Origin of the sequence: Terrabacter sp. Ter38 (genome assembly GCF_024519435.1) — a bacterium.
Classification (GTDB): Bacteria; Actinomycetota; Actinomycetes; order Actinomycetales; family Dermatophilaceae; genus Terrabacter.
Genome location: NZ_JALJRZ010000006.1, coordinates 279,332 through 299,883 on the forward strand (window position 1 = coordinate 279,332; position 20,552 = coordinate 299,883).

At 72.6% G+C, this 20,552-nt stretch carries 18 protein-coding genes; 11 read left to right on the forward strand and 7 right to left on the reverse strand.

The features are described 5' to 3' along the window. The first annotated feature begins 273 nt into the window (after positions 1–273). Genes NR112_RS14580 through NR112_RS14605 form a run of 6 tightly spaced genes read left to right on the forward strand, consistent with a single transcriptional unit; the run spans position 274 to position 8,149 of the window. The gene (locus NR112_RS14580) at positions 274–2,271 is read left to right on the forward strand and encodes a beta-galactosidase (RefSeq protein ID WP_256795030.1); all 1,998 of its coding nucleotides are present in this window, start codon (positions 274–276) and stop codon (positions 2,269–2,271) included. Positions 2,272–2,273: 2 nt separating this feature from the next. Next, positions 2,274–3,050, forward strand: coding sequence for a DeoR/GlpR family DNA-binding transcription regulator (locus tag NR112_RS14585; RefSeq protein ID WP_256795031.1), 777 nt, complete (start codon positions 2,274–2,276; stop codon positions 3,048–3,050). Next, entirely contained in the window at positions 3,050–4,177 is a 1,128-nt protein-coding gene (gene galT, locus NR112_RS14590) for a galactose-1-phosphate uridylyltransferase (RefSeq protein WP_256795076.1), read from the forward strand. The genes NR112_RS14585 and galT overlap by 1 nt, the downstream gene beginning before the upstream one ends. Further along, positions 4,174–5,358: a galactokinase gene (gene galK, locus NR112_RS14595; RefSeq protein ID WP_256795032.1), complete on the forward strand. Its 1,185-nt coding sequence runs from the start codon at positions 4,174–4,176 to the stop codon at positions 5,356–5,358. The genes galT and galK overlap by 4 nt, the downstream gene beginning before the upstream one ends. Before the next feature lie 26 nt (positions 5,359–5,384). Then, positions 5,385–6,713, forward strand: coding sequence for an MFS transporter (locus NR112_RS14600; protein ID WP_256795033.1), 1,329 nt, complete (start codon positions 5,385–5,387; stop codon positions 6,711–6,713). Then, positions 6,710–8,149 (forward strand): aminotransferase class V-fold PLP-dependent enzyme, encoded by a 1,440-nt coding sequence (locus tag NR112_RS14605; RefSeq protein WP_256795034.1) that lies wholly within the window; start codon positions 6,710–6,712, stop codon positions 8,147–8,149. The genes NR112_RS14600 and NR112_RS14605 overlap by 4 nt, the downstream gene beginning before the upstream one ends. A gap of 72 nt (positions 8,150–8,221) precedes the next feature. Here the strand turns inward: NR112_RS14605 and NR112_RS14610 are convergent, their stop codons facing one another. The 3 genes from NR112_RS14610 to NR112_RS14620 all read right to left on the reverse strand — a co-directional run bounded on the left by NR112_RS14610 (position 8,222) and on the right by NR112_RS14620 (position 12,929). Next, positions 8,222–8,842 carry a superoxide dismutase gene (locus tag NR112_RS14610; protein ID WP_256795035.1) on the reverse strand — a complete coding sequence of 207 codons (621 nt, stop codon included), beginning with the start codon at positions 8,840–8,842 and terminating at the stop codon, positions 8,222–8,224. 153 nt (positions 8,843–8,995) lie between these two features. Further along, entirely contained in the window at positions 8,996–9,466 is a 471-nt protein-coding gene (locus NR112_RS14615) for a heme-degrading domain-containing protein (RefSeq protein ID WP_256795036.1), read from the reverse strand. 43 nt (positions 9,467–9,509) lie between these two features. Continuing rightward, entirely contained in the window at positions 9,510–12,929 is a 3,420-nt protein-coding gene (locus NR112_RS14620) for a DEAD/DEAH box helicase (RefSeq protein ID WP_256795037.1), read from the reverse strand. A gap of 67 nt (positions 12,930–12,996) precedes the next feature. Here NR112_RS14620 and NR112_RS14625 point away from each other — a divergent pair, with 67 nt between their 5' ends. From NR112_RS14625 to NR112_RS14635, 3 genes are read left to right on the forward strand one after another with little or no spacing between them, the layout of a single operon-like run. Next, entirely contained in the window at positions 12,997–13,479 is a 483-nt protein-coding gene (locus tag NR112_RS14625) for a thioesterase family protein (protein WP_256795038.1), read from the forward strand. Further along, entirely contained in the window at positions 13,476–13,946 is a 471-nt protein-coding gene (locus NR112_RS14630; protein WP_256795039.1) for a hypothetical protein, read from the forward strand. The genes NR112_RS14625 and NR112_RS14630 overlap by 4 nt, the downstream gene beginning before the upstream one ends. A 39-nt stretch (positions 13,947–13,985) precedes the next feature. Then, positions 13,986–14,201, forward strand: a complete 216-nt coding sequence (locus NR112_RS14635; protein WP_256795040.1) for a hypothetical protein — start codon at positions 13,986–13,988, stop codon at positions 14,199–14,201. Here the strand turns inward: NR112_RS14635 and NR112_RS14640 are convergent. Further along, positions 14,161–14,979: an SDR family NAD(P)-dependent oxidoreductase gene (locus NR112_RS14640; RefSeq protein WP_256795041.1), complete on the reverse strand. Its 819-nt coding sequence runs from the start codon at positions 14,977–14,979 to the stop codon at positions 14,161–14,163. The two genes, NR112_RS14635 and NR112_RS14640, sit on opposite strands and share 41 nt — an antisense overlap. Positions 14,980–14,989: 10 nt before the next feature. Then, positions 14,990–15,961: an NADPH:quinone oxidoreductase family protein gene (locus NR112_RS14645; RefSeq protein WP_256795042.1), complete on the reverse strand. Its 972-nt coding sequence runs from the start codon at positions 15,959–15,961 to the stop codon at positions 14,990–14,992. A 99-nt stretch (positions 15,962–16,060) separates the two neighbouring features. Between NR112_RS14645 and NR112_RS14650 the strand changes: the two genes are divergently transcribed. After that, positions 16,061–16,510 (forward strand): nitroreductase/quinone reductase family protein, encoded by a 450-nt coding sequence (locus tag NR112_RS14650; protein ID WP_256795043.1) that lies wholly within the window; start codon positions 16,061–16,063, stop codon positions 16,508–16,510. Here the strand turns inward: NR112_RS14650 and NR112_RS14655 are convergent. Next, positions 16,458–18,785 (reverse strand): glycoside hydrolase family 3 N-terminal domain-containing protein, encoded by a 2,328-nt coding sequence (locus tag NR112_RS14655; RefSeq protein ID WP_256795044.1) that lies wholly within the window; start codon positions 18,783–18,785, stop codon positions 16,458–16,460. The genes NR112_RS14650 and NR112_RS14655 overlap by 53 nt on opposite strands. Before the next feature lie 40 nt (positions 18,786–18,825). Between NR112_RS14655 and NR112_RS14660 the strand changes: the two genes are divergently transcribed. After that, entirely contained in the window at positions 18,826–20,091 is a 1,266-nt protein-coding gene (locus NR112_RS14660) for a DUF4921 family protein (protein ID WP_256795045.1), read from the forward strand. A 14-nt stretch (positions 20,092–20,105) separates the two neighbouring features. Here the strand turns inward: NR112_RS14660 and NR112_RS14665 are convergent, their stop codons facing one another. Then, a complete protein-coding gene (locus NR112_RS14665; protein ID WP_256795046.1) occupies positions 20,106–20,399 on the reverse strand; it encodes a DUF3072 domain-containing protein in 294 nt (97 codons plus the stop codon). Between the last annotated feature and the right edge of the window lie 153 nt (positions 20,400–20,552).

Here is a 20,552-nt window from a genome sequence, read left to right on the forward strand (position 1 = left end):
AGAGGATGTCGGCGCCCGGTGTCGCTGTCAAGGGATTCGTCGAGACCCACAGCCGCCTGCGACCGAACCGAGACCTCGAGTCGGCCCTGACCTCGGCTTTTACACCGTTGTAAAGAGATTCATGGGCGGACGGCACCCCCGTCGGACGGTCTGGGCAGCCGGCTCGTCCGCGGTCCCACGCATCGAGACCACCGGTCGACAGCCGGACACGGACACGTCCGATGTGTTTGAAAATGTTGACATCGCGGCGAGCAAAGCGACACCCTGTGTCCCATGCGCTCATGGCCGACGAAGACCCTGGCACTCGGTGGCGACTACAACCCCGAGCAGTGGCCCCGCCCCGTCTGGGACGAGGACATCGATCTGATGCGGCGCGCCAACGTGTCGTTCGTCAGCCTCGGCATCTTCTCGTGGAGCTGGCTCGAGCCGGCCAAGGGCGAGTACGAGTTCGAGTGGCTCGACACGATCCTCGACAAGCTGCACGCCGGCGGCATCGCCGTCGACCTCGCGACGGCCACCGCCACCCCGCCCCCGTGGCTCTCGGCCGCCCACCCCGAGATCCTCCCCGTCGACGTCGACGGCCACACCCTCTGGCCGGGCAGCCGGCAGACGTGGTGCCCCACGTCGCCCGTCTTCCGTGAGTACGCCGTCGCGCTCACCCGGCAGCTGGCGACGCGATACCACGAGCACCCGGCCGTCGCGATGTGGCACGTCTCCAACGAGTACGCGTGCCACAACCTGCCCTGCTACTGCGACGAGTGCGCGCGCCACTTCCGCACCTGGCTGCAGCGTCGCTACGCCGGCCTCGAGACGCTCAACGACGCGTGGGGCACGGCCTTCTGGAGCCAGCGCTACACCGACTGGGACCAGATCCTGCCGCCGCGCCGGTCCACGACGTTCAACAACCCGACCCACGTGCTCGACTACAAGCGCTTCAGCTCCGACGCGCTCCTCGACCACATGCGGGCCGAGCGCGCCGTCCTCGACGAGCTCTCTCCCGGCGTCCCCGTGACGACGAACTTCATGACGCTCGACCACTTCCGCCACCTCGACTACTCGCAGTGGACGCCCACCGTCGACGTCGTCAGCACCGACCACTACATCGTCGACGCGCTCCAGCACCCGCGCGCCGAGCTCGCCTACAGCGGCGACCTGACCCGCGGCCTCGCAGGAGGTGCGCCGTGGATGCTCATGGAGCACTCGACGAGCGCGGTCAACTGGCAGCCGACCAACCACGCCAAGGACTTCGGCCAGACGATCCGCGACGCCCTGGCTCACGTGGCTCGCGGCGCCGACACCATCGGGTGGTTCCAGTGGCGCCAGTCCCGCGCGGGTTCGGAGAAGTTCCACAGCGCCCTCGTCCCGCACGCCGGTGCCGACAGCGCGCGCTTCCGCGAGGTCGAGGAGCTCGGGCGGATCGCCGGTCGCCTCGGCGAGCTCGTCGGCAGTCGCGTCGAGTCCCGGGTCGCGATCCTCCATGACTACCAGGCGATCTGGGCCGCCGAGGGTCCGTGCATGCCGAGCTCCGAGCTCGACGCCCTGACCGCCGCGCAGGCGATCCACCGTGCACTCCACGACCGCGGGGTCACGGCGGACGTCGTGCACCCCTCGGCCGACCTCACGGCATACGCCCTCGTGGTCGTGCCGCAGCTCTACCTCGTCACCGACGAGCACGCGGCGGCCGTCGCCGCGGCTGCCGAGGCGGGAGCCGAGGTGCTCGTCACGTACTTCTCCGGCATCAGCGACGAGAACGACCACGTGCGCCTCGGTGGCTACCCGGGTGCGTTCCGCGACCTGCTCGGCGTCCGCGTCGAGGAGTTCTTCCCGCTCGGCCCCGACGAGACCGTCGCGCTCGCCGACGGCACGGGGACGTGGTGGAGCGAGGACGTGACCGCCCTGCCCGGCACCGACGTGCTGACGACGTATGCCGCCGGGCCGCTCACCGGACGCCCCGCAGTCACGCGTCGTCGGGCGGGCACCGACAACGCCGGATCCGCTTGGTACGTCAGCACGCTCCCCGACGACACCACCCTCGGCGCGCTCCTCGACGACGTCCTCTCGGCCGCGGGCGTCGAGCCGACCGTCGCGGGCCTGCCCCGCGGCGTCGAGACGACGCGCCGCCGTGGCGACGGCTCGTGGCTCTTCCTGCTCAACCACACCGACACCGAGCAGACCATCGCCGCAACTGGGTACGACCTCGTCGCGGACGCCCCCGTCGACGGCAGTGTCCGCCTCGCCCCCGGTGGCGTGGCCGTGCTCAGGGAGGACTGACGATGCTCGCCAGCCAGCGGCGCTCCGTCATCCTCGAGCTCGTCGAGGAGTCCGGGGCCGTCAAGGTGTCGGACCTCGTCGAGCGGCTCGGCGTCTCCGACATGACGATCCGCCGCGACATCGAGCGACTCTCGACCGACGGGCTGCTGGAGCGCGTGCACGGCGGCGCCCTGGCCCTCGGCGGCACCCGGAGCAGCGAGGAGCCCGGCTTCTCGGCCAAGTCGCTGCTCCAGCTCGCCCAGAAGCAGGCCATCGCCCGGGCCGCCGCGCAGCGGGTCGAGGCGGGCAGCGCCATCGGCATCTCCGCGGGGACGACGACCTACGAGCTGGCCCGCGCCGTCAAGGACATCCCGCAGCTGACCGTCGTCACCAACTCGGTCCCCGTCGCGCAGCTGCTCCACGAGTCGGGCGCACCCGGCCAGACGGTCGTGCTGACCGGCGGCGTGCGCACCCCGTCCGACGCGCTCGTCGGCCCGGTCGCCGTCTCGGCCCTGCGCTCGCTGCACGTCGATCTGCTCTTCCTCGGCGCGCACGGCGTCGACGGCCGCACGGGCCTCACGACGCCCAACCTCGTCGAGTCCGAGACGAACCGCGCGCTCGTCGCGTCGGCGCGCCACGTCTGTCTCCTCGCCGACTCCTCGAAGTGGGGCACGGTGGGCCTCAGCACCTTCGCCGACCTCGCCGACGTCGACCTGTTCGTCACCGACGACGCCTTCCCCGAACGGGCCCGCGAGGCCGCCCGCGAGAGCGTCGGCTCCCTCGAGATCGTGGAGGCATGATGCCCACCGAGAGCCGGACGGCCGGCCGTTTCACGACGAGACACCTCGCCGACGGGCGCGAGATCATCTACGTGGACGAGCCGGGCACGCCCGAACGCACGGCCGAGGACCCGCGCCCCGTCGAGCCCCGCGTGCAGTCGGGCGAGCTGCGCCACGACGCGCTCGTCGACGACTGGGTCGCCGTCGCCGCGCACCGCCAGCACCGCACCTTCATGCCGCCCAAGGACGAGTGCCCGCTCTGCCCGGCCGGCCACGGGTCGGTGCCGTCGGAGATCCCGGAGCGCGACTACCAGGTCGTCGTCTTCGAGAACCGCTTCCCGTCGTATGCCGTCACCTCCGTCGGTGCCGACGTCCCCGACCCGACGGGGATCTTCGGCACGCGCCCGGCCGTCGGGCGATGCGAGGTCGTGTGCTTCACGAGCAACCACGAGTCGTCGTTCACGGACCTCCCCGTCGAGCGCGTGCGCACCGTCATCGACACGTGGGCCCAGCGCACCGAGGCGCTCGGTGCCCTGCCCGAGGTCGAGCACGTCTTCGCCTTCGAGAACCGCGGCCGCGAGATCGGCGTGACGCTCCCGCACCCGCACGGCCAGATCTACGCCTACCCGTACCTGCCCGACCGCACCAAGGCCGTGCTCGAGGCTGCGCGGCGTCATCACGGGCGCACCGGTCGGCTCCTCGGCGCCGACATCCTCGCCGCCGAGCAGGCCGACGGCTCGAGGGTCGTCGTGTCGGGGACGCACTGGACGGCATACGTCCCCTTCGCGGCACGCTGGCCCGTCGAGGTGCACCTCGCGCCGCACCGCGACGTGCCCGACCTCGCCGCCCTCGACGACGACGAGCGCGACGAGCTGGCCGTCGTCTACCGCGACCTGCTCGGGCGCCTCGACCGCTACTACGTCGACGCGGACGGGGCACCTGTCAAACTGCCCTACATCGCGGCTTGGCAGCAGGCCCCGGCCAAGACCGGGCGTGACGTCTCGCGGTTGCACCTGCAGCTCATGTCGGTGCTGCGTGGCCCGGGCCGCCTGAAGTTCCTGGCCGGGTCCGAGTCCGGCGTCGGCGGCTGGGTCAACGACGTCGCCCCCGAGAAGGCGGCTGCGCGCCTGCGCGAGGTCGCCCCGTGAGCGACCGCACCGCCGACGAGGTCGTCGAGTCGGTCTCGGACGCCTTCGCGCGCACCTTCGGCAGCGCCCCGGCGGGCGTGTGGTCGGCGCCGGGCCGGGTCAACCTCATCGGCGAGCACACCGACTACAACGGTGGGCTGTGCCTGCCGATCGCGTTGCCGCAGCGGACGTATGCCGCCGTGTCCCGACGCGACGACGGCGTCCTCAGGATGGCATCGGCCCAGCAGGACGGCGTCGTCGAGGTCGCCCTCGACGACATCTCCCCGGAGCAGCCCGGCGGCTGGGGCTCCTACGTCGCGGGCGTCCTCTGGGCGCTGCGCCGCGACGGCCTGCCCGTCGACGGGCTCGACGTCGTCGTCGACTCCACCGTGCCGTTCGGTGCCGGCCTGTCGAGCTCGGCCGCCCTCGAGTGCGCCGTGGCCGCCGCCGCGAGCGACCTCTTTGATCTCGGTCTGCTCGCCTCGCGCGAGGGACGGTCCCGGCTCGCCGCACGCTGCGTCGAGGCCGAGAACGTCATCGCCGGCGCGCCGACGGGCGGCATGGACCAGTCGGCCTCGCTGCTCTGCGACGACGCCGCGGCCCTGCTGCTCGACTGCCGGTCGGGTGAGACGCGGCAGGTCCCCTTCGACCTCGACGCCTCGGGCTACGTCCTGCTCGTCACGGACACCAGGGCCGAGCACGCCCTCGTCGACGGCCAGTACGCCGCCCGACGAGACGCGTGCGAGGCTGCCGCCCGCGACCTCGGCGTGGAGACGCTCCGCGAGATCGAGCCCGCCGGGCTCGACGCCGCGCTCGGGCAGCTCGGCTCCGACGAGGTGCAGCGCCGCGTCCGCCACGTCGTCACCGAGATCGAGCGCGTGACGCTCGCAGTGACGGCCCTCGAGGCGGGTGACCTCGACGAGGTCGGCCGGCTCTTCGACCTCTCGCACGCCTCGCTGCGCGACGACTACGAGGTCTCCTGCGAGGAGCTCGACGTCGCGACGGCGACCGCTCGCTCGCACGGCGCCCTGGGCGCGCGGATGACCGGAGGCGGCTTCGGCGGCTCGTGCATCGCGATCGTCCGGGCGGGCGATGCGGAGGCGGTGGCCGACGCCATCGCGGCCGCCTTCGAGGCGGCTGGCTTCACAGCCCCGGTGTCGTTCACGGTGACCGCGTCCGGCGCGGCCGACCGCGACCGCTGACGCCCCGCGCTCACTAGGGTGCCTCCATGACCTCGGCGACGCCGCCCGCCCCCGGCACGACTCTTCCCGCGGCCGTGCGCCGGGGCTACGGCCTCGGTTCGGTCGCCACAGGGTCCTTCGGCACGGTGCCGGGACTGCTCCTGCTGCCCTACCTCACCGACCGGCTCGGTGTCCCGGCCGCGGCAGCCGGCGTCATCGTCTTCGCGCCCAAGGCCTGGGACGTCGTGCTCAACCCGATCGCGGGCCGCATCAGCGACCGGTCGACGCACCCCGACGGACGGCGGCGCCCCTTCCTCATCCGCGCGGGGCTGCTCCTCGCTACGGCCTTCGCGCTCCTCTTCCTCGGGCCGACCGCGCCGCAGTGGCTCGCCGCCGGCTGGGTGGCCGTGGCCTACCTCGCGTGCGCGACGGCCTACAGCTTCTTCCAGGTGCCCTACGTCGCGATGCCGGCCGAGATCACCGACGACTACGACGAGCGCACCCGGCTCATGACGTGGCGGGTCGCGATACTCGCCCTCGCGATCCTCGTCAGCGGCGGCGCGTCGCCGGCCATCCGGGACGCGTTCGGGCCCGTCTGGGGCTACCGCGTCGTCGGCTTCTTCGTCGCCGCCCTCATCGCCCTCGGGGCCTACGGTGCATGGCGCGGCACCCGGTCGGCGCCGGTCCGGGCCGGCGTCGCGACGAGTGCCACGTTCGGCGACCAGCTGCGGATCATCCGCTCCGACCGGCCGTTCCGCCTGCTGCTGACGACCTTCGTGCTCCAGGCTCTCGCGACCGGTGCGATGCTCGCAGGGGTCGACTACGTCTCCCGCTGGGTCATCGGGACCCCGCTCTCGGCGACGTTGCTCTTCGTCTGCTTCGTCGCCCCCGCGCTCGTCGTGACCCCGCTGTGGCAGCGCTTCGGCACGGCCCGCGACAAGAAGGTCGGCTACCTCGTCGCGTCCCTCCTCCTCGGCGGAGGCGCGCTCGCCCTCGTGCTCGTGCGTTCTCTTCCCGAGGGTGTCGTCTACGCCTGCGTTGCCGTCGTCGGCGTCGGGTATGCAGGGGCGCAGATGTTCCCGCTCGCGATGCTCGCCGACGTCGCGAGCGGCACGCACGAGGCGCGCACGCGCGTCGGCCTCTACACGGGCGTGTGGACCGCCGGAGAGACGCTGGGCCTCGCACTCGGACCGGCCACGTATGCCGCCGTGCTGGCTCTCGGAGGCTACGTGTCCTCGACGGGATCGACCGTGCCACAGTCGGACTCGGCCCTGACCGCGATCGGCATCGGCTTCTCGCTCGTGCCTGCCGCCCTCGTCGCGCTCTCGTTCCTCTCGCTGCGCGCCTTCCCGTCGACCCGAAAGGACGCACCATGACGATGGACCACGACGAGATCCGTGAGGCGCTGACGGCGATGCGCGCCCGGGACCTGCCGACGCATGGCGGGCGCACCCTCGCCTACGTCTACGACTCCGGTCTGGCATCGGCCGACGCCATCGGTCGAGAGGCCCTCGCGGCGTTCGCGTCGACGAACGGTCTCGACCCGACGGCCTTCCCGTCCCTGCTCCGGATGGAGAACGACCTCGTCGGCATCGCGGGGCGGCTCGTCGATGCCCCATCGGGATTCGCGGGGGTCGTCACGTCGGGTGGCACCGAGTCGATCCTGCTGGCTGTCCTGGCCGCCCGTGACGCGCGGCCCGAGATCACGGCTCCCCGGATGGTCCTCCCGACGACGGCGCACGCGGCCTTCCACAAGGCCGCCCACTGGCTGCGGGTCGAGCCGGTCCTCGTCGACGTCGATCCCGTGACGAAGCGCGCCGACCCCGAGGCCATGGCCGCCGCCATCGACGAGCGGACCGTCCTCGTCGTCGCGTCGGCGCCGTCCTACGCCCATGGCGTCATCGACCCCGTCGGGCCGATCGCCGCCGCGGCCGCGGCCGCCGGGGTGCGGTGCCACGTCGATGCCTGCATCGGCGGCTGGGTGCTGCCCCACCTGCGCGACACCGAGCCGGCCCAGCCGCCGTGGACGTTCGCTGCCCCGGGCGTGACGAGCCTGTCGCTCGACCTGCACAAGTACGCCTACACCCCCAAGGGCGTGTCGGTGCTGCTGCACGCCTCGGCCGACCTGCGCCGGACGCATCTCTTCGCGTCGGCCCGGTGGCCGGGCTACACGATGCTCAACACGACGGCGCAGTCGACGAAGTCCGGCGGTCCGGTGGCCGCGGCCTGGGCCGTCGTGCACCACATCGGCGCCGAGCGCTACACGTCGCTCGCCCGGGACGCGCGCACCGCCACGCTCGATCTGGCGGCCGCGGTGGACGGCATACCCGGGCTGTCGGTGGCGGCACCCCCGGACTCCACGCTCCTCTCCCTCGTCACCGACGACTCGTGCGACGTCTTCACGATCAGCGACGAGATGCTCGACCGTGGGTGGTACGTCCAGCCGCAGATGCGTTTCCGCGACCTGCCGGCCACGCTGCACCTCACGTTCAGCGCGGCGACGGCCGCGTCGTCGGACCTCATCGCGACGGACCTCGCCGACGCCACGGCGGCGGCCCGCGTCTCCGGGCCGGCCAGAGCATCGGGCGAGCTCGTCGCGATGGCGTCGGCCCTCGACCCGACCACCCTCGACGAGGCGACGTTCACCGGGCTCCTCGCCGCGGCCGGGTTGGCCGGGGGCGACGGCGGGCTCGTGCTGCCCGATCGGATGGCTGCGGTCAACGCCTTGCTCGACGCACTGCCGCCGGCCCTGCGCGAGGTGCTGCTCCTCGGTGTCGTCGACCGCCTCGCCCGCCCGACCCCATCGGCCTGACCGCCGGCGGCGACCGGGTACGCGCAAGGGCGGGCACCTCTCGGTGCCCGCCCTTCGTCGTGTCGGTGTCGCTCAGCCGGGGATGATGAGTCCCTTGGTGGCCTTGGCGCGCTCGAGGCGAGCGGAAACGTCCTCCCAGTTGACGAGGTTCCACCAGGCCTTGACGTAGTCGGCCTTGACGTTCTCGTACTGCAGGTAGAACGCGTGCTCCCACATGTCGAGCTGGAGCAGCGGGATCTGACCCACCGGGATGTTGCCCTGCTGGTCGAACAGCTGCATGATGTGCGGCCGCTCGGCGATCGTGTCCCACGCGAGGATCGACCAGCCGGAGCCCTGGATCGCATTGGCGTTGGCGTTGAAGTGCGCCTGGAACTTCTCGAACCCGCCGAAGTACTCGGTGATCGCCGCGGCGACCTCACCCTCGGGCTGGCCACCACCGTCGGGGCTCATGTTCTTCCAGAACACGGAGTGGTTGGTGTGACCACCGAGGTGGAAGGCGAGGTTCTTCTCCACACCGTTGACGGAGGCGTAGTCACCCGACTCGCGCAGCTCCTCCAGCTTGGCGACGGCAGCGTTGGCGCCGTCGACGTAGGCCTTGTGGTGCTTGCTGTGGTGCAGCTCCATGATGCGAGCGCTGATGTGGGGCTCGAGGGCGGCGTAGTCGTAGTCGAGCTCGGGAAGCGTGTAAGCCACTTGTCGTTCCTTTCTGGAGACCATCCGGCTCCGACCACTCTATGCCGCACCGGAACGGCGTCGACAGGGTGTCCGTGAGCACGGGTTGCGGGTGACGTACCCACTTGAGCCACCCTCCGACTTCAACCTGAGTTGAGGTCAAACCGTTGTGGCTCAGGGATGGTCGAGGAACGCCTCGAGGGTCTCGACGACGAGCCGGTGGTCCTCCCGCTGAGGCAGGCCCGAGACAGCGATGGTGCCGACGCAGCCGACGTCACGGACGATGACCGGGAAGGCGCCACCGTGGGCGGCATACGATCCCGGGTCGAGGCGTGAGCTGTCCTCGAACGTCTTGCCCGCGGCACGGAACTCCTCGCCGACGTAGAGGGACGAGTGCCCGTAGCGGTCGACGACGGCGCTCTTGCGCTCGAGCCAGCCGTCGTTGTCGGCCGTCGCCCCTGGCAGTGCGGCGTGGAAGAGGCGCTGCCCGTTGCGGCGGATCGAGATCGCGACCGGGGCCCGCGCGGCCCGCGCCGCGTCACGCAGCGCGACGCCCAGCGCCCAAGCCGTGTCGTCATCGAAGCGGTCGAAGACGAGCCGCGCCTCCTGGTCGGCCAGCTCGTCGAGCATCGTGTTGTCGGTCACCGCCCGATTGTCCACCCTGACGACGACTGTGGCGCCACCCCACTCATGGGAGTCCGAGCAGGTCACGCACCTCGTCGGCCGTGATGGCGCCGGAGAGCGAGCCGCCCTCGTCGACGACCCGCTGGAAGAGGTCGCGCTTGCGCTCCTGGAGGGCGACGACCTTCTCCTCGATGGTGCCGGCCGACACCAGGCGGTAGACGGTGACGGGACGGCTCTGCCCGATGCGGTGGGCACGGTCGATGGCCTGCGCCTCGGCTGCGGGGTTCCACCACGGGTCGAGGACGTAGACGTAGTCGGCCTCGGTCAGCGTCAGCCCGAACCCGCCGGCCTTGAGACTGATGAGGAACGCGACGGCATCGCCCTCGCGGAAGCCCCGGACGACCGCCTGGCGGTCGGTCGTCGATCCGTCGAGGTAGGCCGTCGCGAGCCCCGCGCGTGTCAGCGCGGTCTCGACACGGCGCAGGAAGCCGGTGAACTGGCTGAAGACGAGGGCGCGGTGGCCCTCGGCGGCGAGCTCGCGCAGCTGGTCGACGAGGAACTCGATCTTGGCCGCGGTGGCCTTGCCGGCGTGGACCTCGTCGACGAGGACCGGGTCGAGGGCGAGCTGGCGCAGTCGGGTCAGCGCGGCGAGGATCGCGACGCGGTTGGACTCGGGGTCGTCGAGCAGACCGAGGACGCGCTGCCGCTCGCGCTGGAGGTGCTGGTCGTAGATGTGCCGGTGGACCGGGTGCGGGTCGAGGGCCATGACCTGGATCTGCTTGGGTGGCAGGTCGATCGCCACCTGCTCCTTGGTGCGGCGCAGCATGAGGGGCCGGATGCGGCGGCGGAGCAGGTCGAGCAGCTCCGGGCGCTCGCCGGACTCGATGGGCTTGCGATAGCTCTTCGTGAAGACGTCGGGACGCGGGTAGAGCCCGGGGGCCGTCAGGGAGAGCAGCGACCAGAGATCCATGAGGGAGTTCTCGAGCGGCGTGCCGGTGACGGCGACGGTGAAGGGCGCCCCGAGCCGACGGACCGCGACGTGGGTCTTGGCCTGGCGGTTCTTGACGAACTGGGCCTCGTCGAGCACGACCCCACCCCACCGCACGCCGTGGAAGGCGGCGTCGTCGAGGCGCAGGACGGCATACGACGTGATGACGACCTCGGCGCCGGCGACGGTGTCGGCGAGGGTGACCCCGCGCTTGCGCTCGGTGGCCGTGACGGCGACCGCCGCGAGGTGCGGCGCAAACGTCTCGAGCTCGCCCATCCACGTGCCGACGACGCTCGTCGGGGCCACGACGAGGACCGGCCCACGCGCTTCCGGACCGGCGTCGCCGAGCTCGCCGCGGTCGTGCGCGCGCACGAGGGCCGCGATGACCTGGAGCGTCTTGCCGAGCCCCATGTCGTCGGCGAGGATGCCGCCGATGCGGGCGTCCCAGAGGCGCGCGAGCCAGCGGTAGCCGTCGAGCTGGTAGGGACGCAGGGTCGCCCGCAGGTCGGGTGGCACCTGGGCGAGCGGCCCGGACTCGAGGGAACCGAGCGCCTCGACGTTGGCCGCCCAGCGCGCGCTCTGCTCGTCGACGACGCCGAGGGCCACGAGGTCGTCCCAGAGGTCGGCGTGGTGCGCGCTGAGGCGGAGTCCGCCCGTCTCGGGGTCGGCGATGTCGCGGGCCTCCTCGATGAGGTCGCGCAGCCGGTGCAGCTCGGGCCGGTCGAGCCGGAAGAACGCGCCGGACTCGAGGAGCATGATCTCGTCGCCACGCGCGAGCGCGCCGAAGAGCGGCTCGAAGGGCACGTCCTCGCCGTCGACCTCGACGGAGACCCGCAGGTCGAACCAGTCGCCGGGCTCGGCCTCAGCCTGCTCACGCCGCTCGCCCGTGCCCAGCCGGACGACAGGAGCCGACGTGACCTCCTCGTAGGCCGGGACGTCGCCGTCGACCTCGACGGTGACGTGCTCGTCGGACTCGAGCAGGGGCAGCGTGTCGACGACGAACCGCGCGGCCGGCATGCCGGTGAGGACGACGCGCGGCACGAGGTAGGCGTGACCGCCGAGGTCGGCGCGCAGCGCACCGGGGACCGAGCGGAGCGACGTCGCAGCCTGCACCGCGGCGGCCTCGGCGTCCCGGTCACGGCCTCCCACGGTGCCGAAGCGCGCCGTCGTGAAGGGCCGCGGCGTGCCGTCGTAGGCGTGGCTCAGGTCGAGGCGCAGCTCGCCGGGGACGTCGCTGACGACCCGGACGTGGACGGTGACGACCTCGGGCTGGACGTCCTCGGGCAGCTCGGGCGCCGGCAGGGGAACCTCGGAGCGCACTCGCAGCCGCTGGCGCAGGCCCGGGACGACCGAGCGCAGGAAGCGGCCCCGCTCGTCGGCCGGCACCCGCAGGCCGGCGAGCGCGGAGGCGAGGGCGTCGGGACCGAGGTCGAGGTCCTGGTCGAGGGGCACGAAGGTCAGGGAGTCGTCGTCACCCTCGACGGCGACGGCGTGCACCGGGTCACCGAGGTAGAGCCGCTCGCCGCTGGCCCCGGCCGGCATCCCCTCGATGTCGACGTCGAGGTCGAGGTCACCGCTGCCGTCGGGCGCCCGCTTGACGAGGAGCACGAGCGTGGCCGCGTCGTCGGCGACGCGGACCGGGCCGGTGACGCCCTCGCCGGGCAGCACCTCGATGCCGGCCGCGCGGGCCTCGCGCAGCAGCGGCCAGACCTCGGGGCTCGCGTCGAGAGAGAGCGGCGGCGTCGCGGAGAAGTACGTCGTGCCGCCCGAGCCGTGCCGGGCGACGTCGTGCAGGCGCCCCATGATGCGCTCGTGCTCGGGCAGGAAGCGGATGCCGACGCGCCACTGGGGCAACGCGTCGTGCCACGAGAGGGTGCGGTGCCACGTGCCAGCGCGGGTCCAGCGGGTCGGTCGGAGGCCGTAGCTGAGCTCGGGGACCCCTCTCCGCCCCCGCTGGTCGCGGTAGACGGTGTCGACGAAGAGGCCGGCCGGCATGAGGTCGCCCCGCGGCTCTGGCCGCTCGGCGACCGGGGACGGCTCGACGGCCCGCGGCCGGACGTGACCGAACACGTCGGACCAGTGCGGCGGCACGACGAGCGGCGCTGGCTCGGCTGCAGCCGGCTCGACGGCGCCCTCGCCCTCGGCCGGCGGCCGCGGCTCGACGACCTTGCCCCGAGCGACGTCGCGCGCCGTGAGCATGAGCGCCACGACGTGCTTGCAGTCGCTGCGGACCGGGCAGCTGCACGTGCCGCTCCAGAGGTGCGAGCGCCCCTTCGGGTGCGGTCGGGCCTCGATGAAGGTCTGGTAGGTCTCGTGGCCGCTGCCCTCGATGGTGCCGAGCAGCATGAGCCCGTCGGGGCGGGTGGCGAGCGAGCGCACCCGGCGCTCGGCGGCATACGCCTGCCCGCGCTCGAAGGTGCGCGTGCCGACCTGCTGGGCGATGTCGGGGTCGGTGACATCACCCACCCACGTCGCCCGACCCACGCTCCACACCACCCGAGCACTGTACGTTCGCCCGCCGACACCCCCGGGCGTCGTCCACAGGGTCGGGCAGGATGGGCGCATGCCCGGCACGCCCGATCCCCGCGAGCTGACGCTCGCCGACTTCCCGGTCCACCGTCCCGTCACGACCCGGTGGAGCGACAACGACATGTACGGCCACCTCAACAACGCCGTCTACTACGAGCTGTTCGACTCGGCGATCAACGGGTGGCAGGCCGAACACGTGACGGTCGACCCGATGACCGACGCGACCCAGGGCGTCGTCGCCGAGTCGTCGTGCGCCTTCTACGCGGAGGTGGCGTTCCCGGCGCCGCTCGTCGTGGGCGTCCGCGTCGCCCGGCTGGGACGCAGCAGCGTCACCTACGAGCTCGGCCTCTTCGTCGACCCGGAGCGCAGCGTGTCGCCCGACCCCGCGATCAAGGCGCTCGGTCGCTGGGTGCACGTCGAGATCGACGCCGCCACCCGCCGCCCGACCCCCATCCCCGACCACCTCCGCACCCTGATGGAGACGGCGGTGGTGTCGCACGAGGGCAGCCCCGCATGAGCGACGGTCCCCTCGAGGAGACGTGGGAGTCGTGGACGTCCCGCGTCGCCGCCGACCTCGCCGTGCTCGTCGACGACGACTGGCTGACCTTCACCGTCCACGTGCCGTCACAGGCATCGAGCACGTATGCCGCCGAGCGGTCTCCGCGATCGTGGCGTCGGGGGGGCGCGCGGGCGGCTTCCCCGGCTCGGGTGCCCGACGTCTTCCTGCAGGCGCGGCGGCTCGAGGGCGTGCTCGCGCTCGAGTGCATCGGCGACACGGAGTTCGAGGGCCTGACCGACCTGACGCGCGAGGCGCAGGAGGCACTGGTCGGGCTCGGATGGATGCGCGACGGCGACGAGCCTGAGTTCAGCCGGGCATTCGAGGGCGCAGCCGAGGCGGCCGAGCTGCTCCGCGCGAGCCTCGCGCAGGTGCTGGGTGCCGCCACCCCGGCCGACGTCGACATCCGGCGGGCGCCGCGTCCGTGACCCACGGAACGCGTCTACATCACGTTCACGGCCCTCGCGGTGGTGCTCGCCCAGCGCGAGCACGCCGAGTCCCCGGGCCGTGTGGCGTTCGTGCTGTTCATCACCGTCATCGGGACGCTGCTGGCGGTGGCCGGCGTCTGGACCCTGGAAGGGGCGCTGCGGGCGTCGAGCATCGCGCTCGTCGCCGCGCGCCGGGTGCCGCTGGGGCGACGGGTCAGTGGCCGGCGGCGACCCGCTTCGCCGCGCGCTTCATGACCGCCGTGTAGGCAGGTCGGGCGAAGCGCTTGGCACGCCAGGCGACGTGTCCGTCACGGTCGGTGAGGATGACGTCGCGGCGGGCGTCGATGCCGCGCACGACGATGGAGGCGATCTCGTCGGCGGTGCGCTTCGAGCCGCTGACCATCTTCTTGCCGGCCTCCTCCATCTCGGTGTCGGCACCCTGGAACGACGAGCCGAGGTTCGTCCGGAAGAACGACGGGCAGATGACCGACACGTCAATGCCGTGCGGCGCGAGCTCGTGCGAGAGGGTCTCGCTCAGGGCGACGACGCCGGCCTTGACGGTGTTGTAGGCCGACATGCCCGGGGCGTGGACGAGGCCGGCGAGCGAGGCGGTGTTGACGATGTGGCCGCTGCCCTGCTCCTTGAGGAGCGGCGTGAAGGTGCGGCAGCCCCGGACGACGCCCAGCAGGTTGATGTCGACGATCCAGCGCCACTCGTCCATCGTCGCGACGTCGATGCGGCCGCCCGCGGCGACGCCGGCGTTGTTGACGAGCAGGTCGAGCCCACCCCACTTCTCGCGCACGTGGGCGAGGGCCGCGGACCACGCCTCGTCGCTGCGCACGTCGAGGGGGAGGTACGCCGCCGCGTCCGGGAGCGCGTCGGGACGGTCCGTCGCCACGTCGGTCGCGAGCACGTGGTCGCCGCGGGCGACGAGGGCCCGGACGAGCGCCAGGCCGAGACCGGAGGCACCGCCGGTGACGAGGACGCGGCGGGGGGACGTGGGGGCGGACGCGCGGAGCGAGCGGGACGGCATACGCCCCAACCTAGTGGCGGACGGTGAGGGTCACCTTGCCGTGGGCGCGGCGCTCGTCGATCTCGGTGAGGGCGGCAGCGACGTCGTCGAGCGGGTGGCGCGTGCCGATGGGCGGAGCGAGCGCCCCGCTCTCGAGGAGCGGGAGGATCGCGTCCCACTGGGTGCGCAGGTAGGTCGGGTCTGGCATCCAGAAGGCACCCCAGCCGACGCCGACGACGCTGAGGTTGCCCAGGAGCAGCCGGTTGACCTTCACCTCGGGGATCTGCCCAGCGGTGAAGCCGATGACGAGCAGGCGGCCCTCGGGCGCGAGGCTGCGGAGGCTGTCGGTGAAGCGGTCGCCGCCCACCGGATCGACGACGACGTCGACGCCGCGTCCGCCCGTGAGCTCCTTCGCGGCCGCGAGGAAGCCGTCGGCCAGGACGACGTGGTGGGCGCCGGCCGCGCGGGAGGTCTCGATCTTGTCGTCGGACGACACGACGGCGATGACGCGGGCGTCCATGGCCCGCGCCAGCTGGATGGCGGCGGTGCCGATGCCGCCCGCGGCGCCGTGGACGAGGACGGTCTCGCCGCGCTCGAGCTGGCCGCGGCGGGTCAGGGCGAAGTGGACGGTGAGGTAGTTCATCGGCAGGGCGGCGCCGGTCTCGAACGAGACGGCGTCGGGCAACGGGAAGACCATCGCCTCGGGCACGGCGACCGTCTCGGCGAACGCGCCGAGGACCGGGAACGCCGCGACGCGGTCGCCGACGCCGAAGGCGCTGCCCTCGGCGACCTCGCGCACGACGCCGGCGCACTCGGCGCCGGGGACGAAGGGCAGCTCAGGACGCATCTGGTAGAGCCCGCGGCTCATGAGGACGTCGGGGAAGCTGACCCCCGCCTCGTGGACGTCGACGAGGACGTGGCCCGGGGCCAGGGCGGGCTCGTCGACCTCGCCGACCGTGACGGACGACGGCCCGTCGAGGGTCGTGACTCGTGCGGCGCGCATGGGGCTCCTCATCATCGGTGGTGAGATCTCGACCCTAGCCGCCCGCAGGTCCACACTGGACGGGTCGGCAGACGCGTGCCGCGGGACCAGGAGACGACCATGGGCGTGGCCAACCGGATGATGCGTGCGGGCAATGCGGCGCACGTGGCGCTCTACCGCCGTTTCGACGTCGGGTTCCTCCGCTCCGTCAAGGGCATGCCGGTCCTCCTGCTCACCGTGGCCGGCCGCTCGTCCGGCACCCTGCGGACGAGCCCGATCGGCTACTTCCTCGACGACGGGTCCTACGTCGTCTGCGGGAGCGCCGGCGGTGCCGCCGCGGAGCCCCAGTGGTTCCGCAACCTCCGGCACGCCGACACGGCCGTCATCGAGGTCGGCGACGAGCGGATCGAGGTGGACGTCGCGGTCGCGCACGGCGACGAGCGCGACCGCCTGTGGCGACGCCTCCTCGAGGTCGCGCCGTTCTTCGGCGGCTACGAGGCGAAGGCCGCCGGCCGCGTCATCCCGTTGGCCGCCCTGACCCCGAGGGCACCGGGGTCCGCGGCGCCGTGATCGTGAAGGTCGACCGGAGCAGGTCGGCGTCGCGCGAGCTCGGTCCGACCCGGAGCTCGAACTCGCCGGGCTCCACGACGCGGCGTCCGGCCGCGTCGACGATGGAGCAGGCCGCGGCCGGGACCTCGACGCGGGTGGTGACCGACGCGCCCGGCGGGACGGTGACCCGGCGGAACGCCTTGAGCTCCTTGGCTGCCCACGTGACGCTCGTGACGACGTCGGTCACGTAGGCCTGCACGACCTCGTATGCCGTCCGCTCGCCCGTGTTGGTCAGCGTCACCTCGGCGACCACGACGTCGTCGGGCGAGGGGTCGCTCGCCTCGAGGGTGAGGTGGGACCACTCGACGGTCGTGTAGGTCAGGCCGTCACCGAAGACGAACTGCGGCTCCTGGGTGAGGTCGGCGTAGCGGTGGCCGTGCTGGCCGCGCACCTGGTTGTAGTAGGTCGGCTGCTGTCCGACGTGCCGCGGGATCGAGAGCGGCAGGCGCCCGGCGGGCTCGATGAGGCCGAGGACGAGCTCGGCGACGGCACGACCGCCGCGCATGCCGGGGCTGAAGGCCTCGATGACAGCGGCTGCCCGCAGGGCGCTGGGCGGCAGGACGTTGGGCTTGGAGTGGAGCAGCACGACGACGACGGGGACGCCGGTGCCGTCGAGCTCGTCGACGAGGGCGTCGAGCAGGGCGACCTGACCGCCCTGCAGGTCGAGCGTCGCCGTCGAACAGCCTTCTCCCGTCAGGGCGATCGTGTCACCGAGCACGACGACGGCGAGGTCGGCGGCGCGCGCTGCAGCCACCGCGTCGGCAAGCTGGTCCGGGTCGACGGGCGCCGACGCGGACACCGGCGGACGGGGCTGCCCGTCGGGGAAGAGTGGTCCCTCGGGATCCGGCACGAGGGTCTCGATCTCGGCGCCACGAGCATGCGTGACGGTCCAGGTCGACGGGACGACGGCACGGAAGCCGTCGAGCACGGTCTCGACCGTCTCGCGCGGGTGCCCGTCGGGCATCCAGTCGACCTGCCCGGAGGCCCCGGCCCAGTCGCCGAGGTTGGCCTGCGGGTCGTCGGCATTCGGCCCGAGGACGGCCACGGTGCGCGGGGCGTCCGTGACGGCATACGGAAGCGTGCCGTCGTTGGTGAGGAGCACGAGCGAGCGGCGGGCGACGTCGAGGTTGAGGGCGGCGTGCTCGGCGGAGCCGATGACGAGGCGCTGGCGCTCGGCGTCCGGTGACCGGGGGTTCTCGAAGAGACCGAGCTCGAGCTTGACGCGCAGCACCCGCCGGGCGGCCTCGTCGATGGCGCGCTCGTCGAGCAGGCCACGGGCGACGGCCTCCTGGGCGGCCTCGAAGAACGCGGGGGTCGTCATGACGAGGTCGTTGCCGGCGCGGACGGCGACCGTCGCGGCCTCGACGTCGTCGGCGCAGACCTTCTGCTCCCAGACCATCCGGCCGACGTTGTCCCAGTCGGTGACGAGGGTTCCGGTGAAGCCCCACTCCCCCTTGAGCACCTCGTCGAGGAGCCAGCCGTTCGCCGTGACGGGCACGCCGTCGATCGCCTGGTAGCCGAGCATGAAGGTGCGGCAGCCCTCCTGGACGGCCCGCTCGAACGGGGGCAGGAACCACGACGTCAGCTTGCGCCGGCTGAGGTCGGCCTCGCTCGCGTCGCGGCCGCCCTGGGTCTCGGAGTAGCCGGCGAAGTGCTTGGCGCACGCGAGGACGGCCGTCGGGTCCGTGAGGCCGTCGCCCTGGTAGCCCCGGATCATGGCCGCGCCGAGCTCCCCGATGAGGTGCGGGTCCTCGCCGAAGGTCTCGCCGACCCGTCCCCAGCGCAGGTCGCGGGTGATGCAGAGGACGGGCGAGAAGGTCCAGTGGATGCCGGTCGCCGACACCTCCACCGCCGTGACGCGTGCCGCCTGCTCGACGAGGCCGGGGTCCCACGAGCAGGCCATCCCGAGCTGGGTCGGGAAGATCGTCGCACCCGGCCAGAAGGAGTGGCCGTGGATGCAGTCGTCGGCGGTGAGGAGCGGGATGCCCAGACGTGTCCGGGCCGCGAGATCGATGGCGCGCGGCAGGTCGTCCGGGGAGGTGTGCAGGATCGAGCCGGCCAGCTTCGTGTGGATGATGTCGGTCAGGTCGCCGCGTGCGTCCAGCTGGAGCATCTGGCCGACCTTCTCCGGCAGCGTCATCCGACCGATGAGGTCGTCGAGGCGCTCCTCCACGGAGAGCGACGGGTCGCGGTAGGGGGCGTCAGTGAGGTCAGCGGCGGCTGCGTCGTCGGGCACGTCCCGACGCTAGCCGACCCGACAGACCTAGGCTTGCAGGGTGACCGAGCCCCTGACGCGACTGCCCGACGGGACCATCAAGCAGGTCAACCCCTTCACCGGCACGAAGGTGTGGACGTTGCCGGGGCGCGGCGCCCGACCTCTCGGCATCGCCCGGCCCGCCCCGAAGGCCCTCGACCCGGCCGAGCACGAGCGCCACTGCGCCTTCTGCTGGGGCCGGATGATCGAGACGACCCCCGAGATCGCCAGGGTCGTCCGGGACGGGTCGTCGTGGCGCGAGGTGCGCGGGCTCGTCGCCGAGCAGCTCGACGACACGGTGCCGGAGCTGCGCCTCTTCCCGAACCTCTTCGAGATCCTCAGCTACGACTACTGGCACCTCGCCCACGGCTACGAGCCGACGCCCGAGTCGCTCGCGCACCGGACGGCATACCTCTCGACGCCTGCAGGGCGTGCACACGTGACCGCACTGGCGCGCATCCGGATGCGCTCGCGCGGTGCGTCCGGCGCGGAGGCGGAGCCGCTCGACGAGAACGACCTCGAGCGCGAGGCCGTCGGGCTCTTCGCGGGCAACCACCAGGTCGTCGTCTCGCGTCGACACTTCGTCGACGGCGCGACAGACGACACCCAGAATGCAGGCGCCGGGACGCTGACACCCGAGGAGCACTGGCAGTACACGCGATTCACGATCGCCGGGGTGCGCGACCTCTACCGGAGCAACCCGCACGCACGCTATGTCTCGGCGTTCCAGAACTGGCTGCGACCGGCCGGCGCGTCGTTCGACCACCTGCACAAGCAGCTCGTCGCCATCGACGAGCCGGGCGTGGACCTCGAGCGGGAGACCGAGCGGGTGCGAGCCGAGCCGGACCTCTTCGCGCGCTGGGGGCCGCAGTACGCCGAGACGCAGGGGCTCGTCGTGGCAAGCACCCCCACGGCCATGGCCTTCGCCGGGATCGGCCACCAGTACCCGTCGCTCGTCGTCTACACGTCGAACACGGGGTGCCGGCCGTGGGAGCTCTCGGACGACGAGGTGCGCGACTTCTCCGACCTCGTGCACGCGTGCCACGCCGCGACAGGGGTCGACGTGCCGACCAACGAGGAATGGCACCACGGTCCGCCGTCGCTCGGCCTGCCCGTGCCGCTCCGGGTGGTGCTCAAGTGGCGGGTGTCGACGCTGGCCGGCTTCGAGGGCGGCACGAAGATCTACGTCAACACCATCGACCCGTGGACGGTGCAGGAGCGCACCGTCACGCGGCTGCGGGCCCTGGCCGCCGACGGTCTCGTCTCGGACCGCCTCGAGATCGCCTAGGCGAGGCGGTCCGGTCAGACCTCGCTGCCGTGGCCCTCGGTGCGCCCGTCGGTGACTCCGCGGCCCGTCACGGACTGCAGGCGGTCGATGTGCTCGGATGCCTGGGCCTTGGTGAGGTCGCCGGGCAACGTCTCGCCGGCCTCACGGGCCAGGGTCTCGAGGTAGCTGCGCTGCGCGCCGGTCATGGCCTCGTCGCCCGTGACCCAGTCCTCCGGGTCCTTGATCGTCGAGTCACCGGGGGTTCCGGCGGTCGCGGGGGTGGTGGCGCCGATGACGTCGTCGGTCGAAGGTGTGTTCGATTCGCTCATGCTGGATCCGTACCCGGTCGGCCGCGTCCAGACACAACCCCCTCGACACGCGCTCACGCCGCGGTCGGTCCGGGCTCCAGGGTCGCCGGGGCCGCACGGAGGCGCTGGTGCGCCACGTCGACGGAGACGCCGAGCGCACGTGTCGACCGTTGT